Genomic DNA, 12,034 nt, shown 5'->3' with positions numbered 1-12,034 from the left:
GTGCGTCGAGCCTCGTACACGATCTCGCAGGTCAAGCGCCCGGTCTCATCGGCGTCCTACCACCGGGTCGAGAGGGCGATTACGACTGCGATGCGCTCGGGTCGCCGGAGGTCCAAACGAGCGCTCGTCTACACACACTTGGGTTGCGATGTGAAGCACCGGACACCGCAAGCGCGCGACACATGTGGGAACGGCTCCGTCAGATCCACGGCATCATCCACAGCCTCCGTACCAGGCAATGCGACCCGGGCATACGGCCTCAGTAATCCGTCCGTAGCCAGTTCGACGCCGGCTACCGGGGCCGAGCCGTCGTCCTGGAAGCGGTGGCGTTGGTTCATTCTGGGCTGGCTCTTGATCACGACTGGAATCAGCGGGCCATTCCAGGACAACCACGGTGACAACATCGGCACCGTCATCGGAACGATGCTGCTGGCTTTCGTTCTCGGCGTTGCCTGTCTTCGCCACCACCGCACGCTGACGGAGAAGCGCCGCGCGAGTACTGCCTCGCACGCAGCATTCAACGCACCCCAGGTCACCGACGCACCGGCCTCCGACGTCCACCGACTCGACCTGCCCAACGCTTGAGCAGTACGCCTGGCGTAGCGAATCCCGTCCTCCGAGCGACCTCGTGCAGGCTGGCATCATCACGCCCCAGGAGCTCATCTCCCCCGAGCGCCGCCTCAAGGCCCCGCTCTTTCAGCGTCCCACGTCTGAAACGAGAAGCACCACTGGCCGCCCCGGCAGGGACCTGCAGAAGATCACTCCGTCCTCAGCCCGAGGTTCATTACGTAGTCCGAGTGCTTCGGAACCTCTGCGGACACATCGATATTCACCACGCGCCCGGACGCTCTCTTGAAGCCCACTGCGCCGGCGGCCTCGCCGCCGAGAGAGGCCATCCTGTACAGCGCGGCAAGGACCTTGTCACGGCGGGAGAAATAGTTCCTGACCTTGCCGGTCACGCCGGCAGCCAGGAGCTCGCCATCGATCTCCGTCGACGTCGCTGCTCCCAAGAGGTGCGCGTCAACCACAGGCGAGGTCTCGTCGTCCTCAGCGAGCCCGACGATCGCTGCGGTCATGAGAGCCGCACCCAGGCTGTGTCCCACGAGGATGAAGCCCTCCTTGTTCTCAGTGCGCCGGAGGATCGAGGCAAGGGTCGTGCCGGCGGCCGACGCGTTGCGCTGCGCCACCGTCCAGGGGTTCGCAGCGACCTCCACTGCGGTCGACAGCACCGCGAACGGGGCGATCTTCGCGACGGCGAGCCGGGTCGCCCGCAGCGCAGCCATTGCGACGGCGCCAACTCCGCGATGTCCCGCAGCGCCCTTGCCCGCGAGCGCCGCAAGGTCCTTGCGCTCCTTGGCTCCCCAGCTCACCCGGTAGACCGGATTCTCGGGGTAAGCGGTGTCAATGAGCCGCTTCCACCGGGACCAAGCGTCATCGGACTCAGTGAGGAAGCCGCTCGAGTAGACGACGGCCGGCCCATCACCATCTCGAACGCACTCAATCGTGAAAGAAGCGTCCTCCCCGAGATAGGCAGTCCCGACGCGCATGCCGTAGGCGCCTCCCACAGCACCACCAGCCGCGGCGATGACGAGCGTTCCTCCTGCCATGCCCAGTCCCCCGGAGGCGATGGTGCCACCACCGAGAAGCGCAAGCCCGTGGTTCACCGCTGCAGCTCCGGAGAGCGTCGCACCGCTCCCGACAGCCGAGGTGGCAACCCCAACGGCACCTCCGATGGCGGGTGCGGCCACGACAGCCAGCGGGACGGCCACCACAGTGACTCCGGCCGCAACGGCTCCCCGCTTGGCGATCCTGCCGACGTCCTTGCGCTTGTACTCGAACAGGTCCTTCCAGTGCTCGAGGTCCTCAATTCGATACCCACTCGCCTCGAAGTCAGGGATCTCATGGGTGTGCTCGGCGCACATCGGCACAGCCATGGCCCGGGTCCCTGTCGGTCCCATCCCACGCACGGACATGTTCGCGCAGGCCGGGACCGCGCAACGGGTCGTGATGACGCCGCAGCCGCGGCAGCACCAGGCGTCGTACCAGGGTCCTGGGATCGCGAGGAACTTGTGGACGGTGCGCTGCAGGCAGGCCGAGCACCAGGCCTCACGATCGCGCTCATCAGAGACCCACTCGCCGTATCCCAGGATCTCGGCAACCTGGAGGAGCGAATTCTCCGCAGCCTCCGTCTCGGCGCTCAGCCAGGCGAGGACGACGTCAAGCTCGACCTTCTCGGTCTTGACCTCGTGCCACAGGTTCTCGAACCAACTGGGTGCCTCTTCCAGCTCCTCCTCGGTGAAGGTCTCGCGGGCCGAATCGTCCTCGATTCCGGTGAGCGCTTCCATCACCTCCTCGGCTGCTGCTTCCTCCCCCTGACCGACCGCGTCGAGGCCCTGCGCCGCAACGCGCTGCGCCTTCTTCGCCGCGACGTACTGATGGAGACGCGCGCACAGGGCCGCATTGCCGACGAGACGCGCGGCGCCGGAGAACGTGGGCTCCGCATCGAGCCCGGCCCACTCCTCAATGAGCTGCTCATCGCTCGTCAGTGTGAGGACCGCGCGCGCACCGTCCCGGCCTACGGCGGTGTACCGAACCTTTGCATGGGCTGCCATCTGTCGTCCTCGACTTGAATGGAACGGCCAGACGATTCCGGCCAGCCTCTCACGATACGCAACCGGGAAGCCCGATGGGAGACATACCCTGCATCAATCTGATCAACATCGATGGTTCATGCTCGCGGCACCGGAGTCACGGCGCGCGGCCCGGAGCTTGCACGTGCTCCGATCCTTGGGGCTCTCCGCATCGGCGGCTCAGGCCCCTCACCGATACCTCCCCTCCCCCGTCGCCTCGTACGCGGCGGCCACCCGGTACAGCGTCGCCTCGTCGTAGTGCTTTCCGACGAGCATCATCCCGACCGGCAGCCCGTCGACCTCGCCGGCCGGGATCGACAGCCCCGGGTGGTGGGTGATGTCGAAGGGGCAGGTATTGCTCAGCTGCGGGACGGCGGCGGCGACCTCCTCGCTGATGGTGGCGCTCCCCCGCTCGATGAGCGGGCGGGCGGTGGTCGGCGTCGTCGGCATGACGAGGACGTCGACGTCGGCCAGGACGGCGTCGTAGGCGCGCCTCAGCTCCCGGCCGGCGTTGATCGCGTGCCCGTAGCCGACGTTCCCAATGTGCCGGCGGGCGAAGGTCGAGGTCAGGAAGTACATCTTGACGCTCGGCGGGGCGTCGGCGAGCCGGTCCGCGTGGTCGAATGCCCACTGCATGAGGGAGGTCGGGTAGTAGTCGTCGCGCCCGATGCCGATGCCGCCGCCCTGGAAGACGGTGGCGGTGACGCCGTCGTAACCGATCGGGGTCCACAGCGCGAGCCCGTCGGCGTGCCGGGGCACGGACACCTCGACGACGGTCGCGCCCAGCCGCTCGAGGACGCGCACGGCGTCGCGCACCTTGCTGTTGACGCGCGTGTCGGCGTCGGGCTGCTCGAAGCCCTCTTTGAGGACGCCGATCCGCAGCCCCTCGACCCCGCCGTCGAGCGCCCCGAGGTAGTCGTCGGGCTCGTGACCGACCTGCCGCGGGTCGACGCCGTCGGGGCCGGCGAGCACGGAGAGCAGCAGCGCGTTGTCGGCGACGGTCGCCGTCATGGGCCCCACGTGGTCGAAGCTGCCCTCCAGCGTCGCGATCCCCGTGTACGGCACGAGCCCTTAGGTGGGCTTGAGGCCGACGATCCCGCACAGGGACGCCGGGCAGCGGATGGAGCCGCCCTGGTCGGCGCCGAGGGCCATGTCCGCCTCGCCGAGCGCCACGACGACGCCGGATCCCGAGGAGGAGCCTCCGGCGGAGAAGCCCTCCCGCCACGGGTTCTGCGTGTCCGCGAAGTGGTTCGTGTGGGAGTCGCCGGACAGGCACAGGTACTCGGTGTGGGTCTTGCCGGTGATGGTGGCGCCGGCGGCGAGCAGCCGGGTGACGACCTCGGCGTCGAAGTCGGGGATGTAGCCGTCGAAGAGGTTGGAGCCGTTGTAGAAGGGCACGCCGGCGACGGGGATCGAGTCCTTGATCGCGACGCTCCTCCCAGCGAGGGGCCCGCCGGCCGCCTCGGGCCCGGTGGCGGTGATCTCGGTGCGGCAGGACCAGGCGTGCTGGGGGTTGTCCGCGTCGTCCGGGATCGTGAAGCAGCGGTCCTCGGTGTAGGTGCCGCCGGTCGCGTCCCAGTCGGCGACGGCCTCGTAGGCGCGGGACTGCTCGGTGACGAGCCAGGCGTACTCGGGGGCGTCGTCGCGGCTGATGCCGAGGCCGAGCTGCTCGGAGATGGCCAGGACGTCGTCGGCGGTCGCCTGGGGAAGCGGCGTGGTCGGCATGACGGGGGTCCTTCCAGGGGTCGGGAACGTGAGGGGCGCCTCATCGGGCTCCGTCATGACACGCCAGCCGTGTTTCAGGCAGGGCCGCTCCGGGTTGCACCTTGATGACGAGCCCCGCTGCCCGGCACGGGCCTGTGGCAGACTCTGCGGCGGATCAAGAAGTCCGACGCCAAGCCCTCCGGCTCGTCGGCTGGCAACCGGTCATCGCGCCCGGTGCCTCCGGAGGAAGATCCGCCGCCCGCGACCGCGAGCGGAAGATCGCGAACAAGGAGAACGCCGATGACCGGCACCCTCACGCCCACCCGCCCCTCCGAACCCTGCGGAGGCTCCGGCTGCGGCAGCTACCGCCCCGGGCACGACACCCACTGGATCCAGGCCCGCCTCGTCCGTCAGTCCGACGACGTCGTCCCCGTCTCGCTGAGCGCCGACGGCGCTCACGCCGTCCGACTGGCCGGCGAGCGCGTCGACGCCGTCGGGACCCGCACCGTCGACGTCGTCGGCCGGCACCACGACGCCGAGCGCCTCGCCCGGGCCGTCGCCCTCGCCGCCGACGGCGGGGAGGCGGTCTTCGACGTCGCCCGCCACGCGCTGCGCGTGAGCGAGCCCGGCGGGGAACGCGCCCTCGTGCTCAACCTCGAGCTCGGGGACGAGACCGACACCGATGAGTGGGACGAGAGCGCGTCTGAGAGCGCCGTCGAGCCGGCGCCAGACGCCGTCGACCGCGGCTGAGGCCTGAACGTACGGGCGGGGCGTCCACGGGTCACGTGCCCGCGGACACCCCGCCCGTCGTCGTCGGGCACCCAGTCGCGGCGGAAGGAGTGGCCCTGCTCGGCGTCGAGGTGCGTGTCGCCCTTGTTCGTCAGGAAGAAGACGTAGACGACGAGCGAGATCGCGACGCAGACCGTCACGTATCCGATGAAGGTGCCGACGGCGTCACGGGGCTTGGCCCACTCCTAGATCATCGGGGCGGTGCCGCCGAAGATCGAGTTCGCGAGCCCGTAGCCGAGGCCCACGCCCAGGGCGCGCACGTGCGCCGGGAACTGCTCCGCCTTCACCAGGGCGTTGATCGAGGTGTAGCCGGTGAGGAAGACGTAGGCGCCCACGAGCAGCAGGAGGCTGGCCGCCGGGGTCGTCGTGCGGGGCAGGAAGTGGATGAGCACGTAGGTGTAGACCAGCGCGCCGCAGCCGAAGAGGACGAGCAGCGGTTTGCGGCCGATCCTGTCCGAGATGAGGCCGTAGACCGGCTGGAGGACCATGAGGATGACGAGCGCCGCGAGGTTGATCCACGTGGCCGTGCCGGCGCTGCCCTCGTAGGCCGCCTTGACCATGGCGGGGGCATTGACCGAGTAGACGTAGAAGGCGATCGTCCCGCCCAGGGTGATGAGGAAGACCAGCAGCAGCGGGCGCCAGTAGTGCGTGAGCAGCTCGGACAGGGAGCCGGACTGGCGGTCCTTGCCCTCGGCGATCTCCTGGAGGTGGCCCTCGGACAGCGACTCCTCCATGGAGCGGCGGATCCACAGGACGACGAAGGTGCCGAGGCCTCCGATGACGAAGGGGATGCGCCAGCCCCAGGCGTGGAGCTGGTCGTCGGTGAGGACGCTCGTGAGGATGAGGAGGACCAGCTGCGCCAGGGCCTGCCCGCCGACGAGGGTGACGTACTGGAAGCTCGAGAGGAAGCCGCGTCGGTCGCGGGTCGCGGTCTCCGACATGTACGTGGCGGAGGTGCCGTACTCGCCGCCGGTGGTGAAGCCCTGGACGAGGCGGCAGCAGATGAGCAGCACCGCCGCCCACGCGCCGATCGAGGCGCGGGTCGGCAGGCAGGCGACGACGAGGCTCGCCCCCGCCATGATCGTCACCGAGAGGCTGAGGGAGGCGCGGCGGCCGTGACGGTCCGCGAAGCGCCCGAACCACCACGAGCCGAGCGGCCGCATGAGGAAGGTGATGGCGAAGACGGCATAGGCGTAGATCGTTGAGTTCTTGTCCGCCGGGTCGAAGAACTGGGCCTCGAAGTAGGTCACGAAGACCGTGTACGTGTACACGTCGAACGACTCGACGAGGTTGCCGAGGCAGCCGCGCAGGGTGTTGAGCGCGGCGTGCCTGAGTCGCTCGAGGCGTGGACCACCGGTTCTGACGACATCGTTCACCTCCGGGAAGGGGTACGCCGCCGGGCGTGACGCTGCCGTCTCGCAGGACATCATGAGCAGGTTTCAGGGGCGGGTCGGGTGGTCGCGAGGTCGTCACGCGTCGGAAACATCGTCCCGTGAGCCGGTGCGGTAGGACCGGGCTGCACGGCATCGGAGCTCGCCGGCCGGTCGCCCGGCGACAGAGGTGACCGGCCGCCCGCTCCCCCGGCTCCGCCACCGAGGTTGAACGCTCACATCGGGGCGTCGGCTCGCCTACCATCGGCGCGAGGACCTCATCGTCGACGCAACGGAGCACTCGGATGACCACCACGCCCTCACACCCCGACTCCCCCGACCTCACGAGCGCCTCGCTCGGCATCGAGTTCGGCTCCACCCGCATCAAGGCCGTCCTCGTCGACGCCGACGGCGCCGTCCTTGCGACCGGTGGGCACGACTGGGAGAACGAGTTCGTCGACGGGATCTGGACCTACCGCATCGAGGCCGTCGTCTCCGGCCTCCAGGACGCCTACGCCACGCTCGCCGCCGCCTACCGCGAGCGCTACGGCTCGCCGATCACGACCGTCGGCGCCCTCGGCGTCTCCGGAATGATGCACGGCTACCTCCCCCTGGGCGCCGACGGCGAGCTCCTCACCGGCTTCCGCACCTGGCGCAACACCATCACGGGCGACTCCGCCGCGGCCCTCTCCGAGCTCTTCGGCCTCAATATCCCGCAGCGCTGGTCCATCGCGCACCTCCACCACGCCGTCGTCGACGGCGAGGAGCACGTCGCTCGCATCGACCGGATCACGACGCTCGCCGGCTACGTCACCTGGCGTCTCACCGGCGACCACGTCCTCGGCGTCGGCGAGGCCTCCGGCGTCTTCCCCATCGGCGCCGACGGCCGCTCCTTCGACGCCGGCATGATCACCGCCTTCGACGACGCCGTCGCCGACCGCGGCCTGCCCTGGCACCTGGCCGAGGTCCTGCCCACCATCGCCGTCGCGGGCGAGCGCGTCGGCGCGCTCACGGCCGACGGCGCAGCCCTGCTCGACCCCAGCGGAGAGCTCCGGCCGGGCGCCGTCGTCGTTCCGCCCGAGGGCGACGCTGGCACCGGCATGGTCGCCACGAACGCCGTCCGACCGCGCACCGGCAACGTCTCCGCCGGCACGAGCGCCTTCGCGATGATCGTCCTCGAGCAGCCGCTGCGCAGCCTCATCACCGAGATCGACCTCGTCGCCACGCCGTCGGGGGCACCGGTCGCCATGGCGCATGCCAACAACTGCACCTCCGACCTCAACGCCTGGGTGGAGGTCTTCTCCCAGTTCGCCGCTGCCATCGGGCACCCCGTCCAGCGCGGCCGGCTCTTCGACGTGCTTCTCGGCGAGGCGGCCACGGGGACGATGGACACGGCCGGGGTCATGTCCTACAACTTCCTGTCCGGCGACGCGCTCGTCGGCCTCGCGGAGGGCCGCCCGCTCACGATGCGCCGACCCGACGCGCACCTGTCACTGGCCGGCCTCATGCGCTCCCACCTCTTCGCGCTCTTCGCGTCAATGGCCTACGGCGTGCAGGTGCTGCGTCGCTCCGCCGACGTGCCGATCGACTCGATGCGCGCCCACGGCGGCATCTTCAGGACGCCGGAGATCCCCCAGCGCGTCCTCGCCGCGGCCTTCGACACGCCCGTGTCCGTGGGCACGTCGGCCACCGAGGGCGGGGCCTGGGGCATGGCGCTGCTCGCCGCCTACACGCTGCACGGCGAGGGCGCCACGCTGGAGGACTGGCTCGAGGAGACCGTCTTCGCCGACGACGAGTCGGTGACGCTGACGGCGACGCCCGAGGAGGTCGCCGAGTACGCCCGCTACCTCGAGCGCTTCATCGCCGGGCTGCCCGTGGAGGGCACCGCCGTCGAGGTGTTCTGAGAGCCCAGCCTCAGCGCTCCGCCCAGTACTCCCAGACCTCGAGGCGCTCCGGGGCGGCCCACGCGTCGTCGTCGGAACCGACCTCGCCCTTCGCCTTGTTGATGACGAGGGCGGGCAGGAGGGGCTCGTCGCGCAGGCGGCAGTCGTGGCCGAGCATGTGCATGAGCGGCCCCATGTGCCGGGGCAGGACCATGCCGTCGATCTCCTCGGAGAGCTCGCCGTAGGTGAGGACCTCGCCGTGCCGGGCCGCCTCGATGAGCGCGGCGCGGGCGCGGCGGGCCGCTTCGGCGAGGCGCGGTGTCAGCGTGAAGAGCCGCTCGCCGACGGGGTACCGCTCCCCCTCGGTGAGGGCGAGGTCGGAGGTGGAGAGCGGCGGATCGGCGGCCGGCGTGCCCGGACGGCCGGCGGCGTCGGATCCGGTGTCGCCGGCGGGGAGGTCCCCGGACGCGAAGGTGGGGGAGGACGGGGCCATGACCCCATCCTCCCCCACCTGCTCCCGGAGCCTGCCGGCGGAGCGCGTCGCAGCGCACCCCCGCTGGCGCGCATCACGCACGGCCGCTGCGCGGGACCTGGTTCGGCGCGACGGTCCCCGAGGCGTCCCGGGTCCGCGCGCACCCCGAGTCCCGGGAGCGGACGGTTCGCAGGGAAAACCGGTCGTCGAATCAGAGGTACGGGACGCGAGGGAGCACCCCGTACGCCGTGATCCTATTGTGACCATTGGTCGCTCGCACGCGGCTTCTCACCAGTCGGGCACGAGCACGGGTGCTTGGTATGCCCACGGCGAGCACGGAGCACGGCCGGTCGGCGCACCACGGGACGACGGGCGAAAGGCGCCGGCCAGTGCAGCGGGCGGCGGGCAGCGGGCAACGACGGCCGGTGACGGTGCCGGGCCTTCTGCGGGCGGCTCGGGGCGGTTCGCCCCGAGCCGCCCGGCTTCTGGCGAACGCGTCATCTCTGGGAGACTGACGCCATGACGACTCCCCAGGCCCCTGACCCCGCGTACCCGTCCGTGCCCGTGCGCGGCGAGATCAAGCTCGGCCAGTTCCTCAAGCTCGCGAACCTCGTCGAGGACGGCTCGGAGGCGCGGGTCGCGGTCCAGTCCGGCGACGTCCTCGTCAACGGCGAGGTCGAGACCCGGCGCGGGCACCACCTGTCCGACGGCGACGTCGTCGAGGTCGACCTCCCCACCGGTGCCGACGGCGCCGTCGTCGCCCTCCGCGACTGAGCGCCGGCTCCCCGCCCGCCTCCGCACGCCGAACTCGTACCTTTCGCTGCGAGACCACCGTCCTCGCTGTGGGTCTCGGGGCGAAAAGTACGAGTTCGGCGTCTTCGCACCGCGCCGTGCTGGATCGCCTACGCGCGCAGATAGGTGCGCACCGGAGCAGGAGCCTCACCCGGCGCCAGGTGCGCACGAACCCGCGCCGTCAGCTCATCGGAGCGCCCGATCCCGGCCCAGTCGAACCGGAGCACCGTCCATCCCAGCGCCTGCAGCCGCAGCTCGCGCCGCTTCTCGGCTCGCAGGTCCTCGGCGGTCCCGTACTTGGCGTACCCGTCGAACTCGACGGCGAGCCCCGAGGCCGGCCAGGCGAGATCGATGAACCACCGGTGCGCACGGTCCTCGACCACCTGCTGGAGAACGGGATCGGGAAGCCCATCCACCGCGAGCCGCCATCGCAGGACGCTCTCCCCCGGAGACTCGGCCCACGGGCTGGCGAAGCCCAGCACGGCACGCGCCCGTCGAACGCCGCGGCGCGCAGGCAGCGACTCGAGGAGGTTCAGAAGCCGCGCTCGTTCATCGTCCGGGTCGATCGCACAACGCCCAGTCCACCGGTCCGGCTCACACAACCGACGGAGCCCGGCGTCGACGACGCAGATCGCCTCCCGCGATGGAAGGTCCATAGCGCAGTCGACGACCGTCCGTCGGAGGGTCGTCACCGGGAGGCCTGCGACCCGGGTGACGTCGTCGTCCTCCAGCGACCGGCTGCTCCGGACGAGCGAGACCTCCCGGCCCCACGTGCTTCCCCGGGAGTCCGAGTACAGAGCCCGTCCCAGACTGCGCCGTCCTGTTCTCGGCAGGCTCGGCACTGCCACGCGCACGTCGGGCTCGGGGTTGAGCAGCGGAAGACCGTGGAGCAGCGGGGTGTGTCCCTTAGCGTGGTGGCAATTCCCGCGGGGGCCGCTGGTCGAGGTGGCTGGGGGTCATCGCGGGTGTGATTCCGCCAAGAACCATCTGAAGGGACCCGCGATGACCCACCATCAGTCTGCCTTGTCCGCCTTGATCGGGGAACTCCTGGCCGACCCTGAGGCCTCACGCGACGAGATGTTCCGCCGTCTGCTGGCCGCCGGACTGCAGGACCTCATCGACGCCGAAGCCGAAGCGGTGATCGGCGCCTCCCGCTACGAGCGCACCCCGGATCGCATCACGCGCCGCAATGGGACGCGCTCCAAGACGGTGGCGACCACTGCCGGGGAGGTCGACCTGGCCATCCCCAAGCTGCGCCGGGGTTCCTTCTTCCCGTCCCTGCTGTCCCCGCGCAGGAGGGTCGACAAGGCCCTGTACGCGGTGATCGCCACCGCCTGGGTCGAGGGGGTCTCCACCCGCAAGGTCGATGACCTGGTCAAGGCCCTGGGCTGCGAGTCCGGCATCTCCAAGTCCCAGGTCTCACGGATCTGCGCCGACATCGACCAGACGGTCGGTGCCTTCCTGAACCGGCCTCTGGACCACACCTGGTTCCCCTACCTCTACCTGGACGCCACCTACCTCGACGTGCGCGTCGGACACCGCGTCGTCTCCCAGGCCACCGTCGTCGCGGTAGGGGTCTCCGCCGCCGGGCGCCGCGAGATCCTGGGCATGGCCGTGGGCGACAGCGAGTCCACCGACTTCTGGACCAGCTTCCTGCGCTCCCTGCGCGAGCGGGGCCTGGCCGTGTGCGGGCCCTCCCGGCCCGAGGGTGTCGCCCTGGTCGTGTCCGACTCCCACGCCGGCCTGAAGGCCGCCGTCAAGGCGATCCTGCCCGGCGCGGCCTGGCAGCGCTGCCGCGTGCACTTCGCCCGCAACATCACCTCCCGCCTGGGATCAGCACGCTCCAAGCCCGTCAACGCCCTCATCTCCACGGTGTTCGCCCAGACCAGCCCCCAGGCCGTGCGCGCCACCTACCACCAGGTCACCGACTCCCTGAGAGGCACCTTCCCGGACATCGCCGACATGCTCGAGGCCGCCGAGGCTGACCTGACCGCGTTCGCCGCCTTCCCCACCGAGCACTGGAAGAAGATCTGGTCCAACAACCCCATCGAACGCGTCAACGCCGAGATCAAGCGCCGCGCCGACGTCGTCCAGGTCTTCCCCAACCCAGACTCCGTGACCCGCCTCATCGGCGCCGTCCTGCTCGAGCAGCACGAGGAGTGGCAGTACGGCGAACGCCGCTACCTGTCCCAGACCTCCATGCAACGACTCACCCACACCCTCACCAACGACACCCAACCCCTGCCCCTGACCGCCTGAAAGAACACCACAACAAGGGACTTGACCGAGCAGCGCAGCGCTCTCGTGCGTGAGGGCCCGGGCGGAGGGGCATGATCGCAGGGCTGCGAGGGCGCGGGCCAAGGTCATCTCGCGCTGCTGCTCCCACAGCGCCCG

At 70.3% G+C, this 12,034-nt stretch carries 9 protein-coding genes, 1 pseudogene and 1 riboswitch; of the genes and pseudogenes, 5 read left to right on the top strand and 5 right to left on the bottom strand.

From position 1 onward, the window contains the following. Positions 1-351: 351 nt before the first annotated feature. Entirely contained in the window at positions 352-585 is a 234-nt protein-coding gene (locus AXF14_RS13720) for a hypothetical protein (RefSeq protein ID WP_150118461.1), read from the top strand. Between the two features lie 173 nt (positions 586-758). Here AXF14_RS13720 and AXF14_RS09150 read toward each other — a convergent pair whose 3' ends face one another. Together AXF14_RS09150 and AXF14_RS14515 are read right to left on the bottom strand one after the other, a co-directional pair. Beyond that, on the bottom strand, positions 759-2,612 hold the full coding sequence (locus AXF14_RS09150) for a DUF726 domain-containing protein (protein WP_067942698.1): 1,854 nt from the start codon (positions 2,610-2,612) through the stop codon (positions 759-761). A gap of 207 nt (positions 2,613-2,819) precedes the next feature. After that, positions 2,820-4,355, bottom strand: a pseudogene (locus AXF14_RS14515) (amidase). A gap of 152 nt (positions 4,356-4,507) precedes the next feature. Continuing rightward, positions 4,508-4,620, top strand: a riboswitch (SAM riboswitch). 14 nt (positions 4,621-4,634) lie between these two features. On the opposite strand from AXF14_RS14515, the gene AXF14_RS13990 reads away from it, so the two are divergent. Further along, positions 4,635-5,084: a hypothetical protein gene (locus AXF14_RS13990; protein WP_169798230.1), complete on the top strand. Its 450-nt coding sequence runs from the start codon at positions 4,635-4,637 to the stop codon at positions 5,082-5,084. 224 nt (positions 5,085-5,308) lie between these two features. On the opposite strand, the gene AXF14_RS09135 is transcribed toward AXF14_RS13990, so the two are convergent. Further along, the gene (locus AXF14_RS09135; protein ID WP_211260076.1) at positions 5,309-6,499 is read right to left on the bottom strand and encodes an MFS transporter; all 1,191 of its coding nucleotides are present in this window, start codon (positions 6,497-6,499) and stop codon (positions 5,309-5,311) included. 299 nt (positions 6,500-6,798) lie between these two features. On the opposite strand from AXF14_RS09135, the gene AXF14_RS09130 reads away from it, so the two are divergent. Continuing rightward, positions 6,799-8,397: a xylulokinase gene (locus tag AXF14_RS09130; protein WP_067942692.1), complete on the top strand. Its 1,599-nt coding sequence runs from the start codon at positions 6,799-6,801 to the stop codon at positions 8,395-8,397. Between the two features lie 10 nt (positions 8,398-8,407). On the opposite strand, the gene AXF14_RS09125 is transcribed toward AXF14_RS09130, so the two are convergent. Next, positions 8,408-8,869, bottom strand: coding sequence for a hypothetical protein (locus AXF14_RS09125; protein WP_335338912.1), 462 nt, complete (start codon positions 8,867-8,869; stop codon positions 8,408-8,410). A 498-nt stretch (positions 8,870-9,367) separates the two neighbouring features. Here AXF14_RS09125 and AXF14_RS09120 point away from each other — a divergent pair, with 498 nt between their 5' ends. Next, positions 9,368-9,622 (top strand): RNA-binding S4 domain-containing protein, encoded by a 255-nt coding sequence (locus AXF14_RS09120; protein ID WP_067942690.1) that lies wholly within the window; start codon positions 9,368-9,370, stop codon positions 9,620-9,622. 128 nt (positions 9,623-9,750) lie between these two features. Here AXF14_RS09120 and AXF14_RS13715 read toward each other — a convergent pair whose 3' ends face one another. Continuing rightward, on the bottom strand, positions 9,751-10,122 hold the full coding sequence (locus tag AXF14_RS13715; RefSeq protein WP_150118460.1) for a DUF559 domain-containing protein: 372 nt from the start codon (positions 10,120-10,122) through the stop codon (positions 9,751-9,753). Positions 10,123-10,642: 520 nt separating this feature from the next. Between AXF14_RS13715 and AXF14_RS09110 the strand changes: the two genes are divergently transcribed. Next, positions 10,643-11,899, top strand: coding sequence for an IS256 family transposase (locus AXF14_RS09110; protein ID WP_067938833.1), 1,257 nt, complete (start codon positions 10,643-10,645; stop codon positions 11,897-11,899). Positions 11,900-12,034 lie beyond the last annotated feature (135 nt).

This window comes from Actinomyces radicidentis, from assembly GCF_001553565.1.
Classification (GTDB): domain Bacteria; phylum Actinomycetota; class Actinomycetes; order Actinomycetales; family Actinomycetaceae; genus Actinomyces; species Actinomyces radicidentis.
Note: the sequence above shows the minus strand (reverse complement) of the source record. Positions and strands in the feature narration are given on the sequence as shown.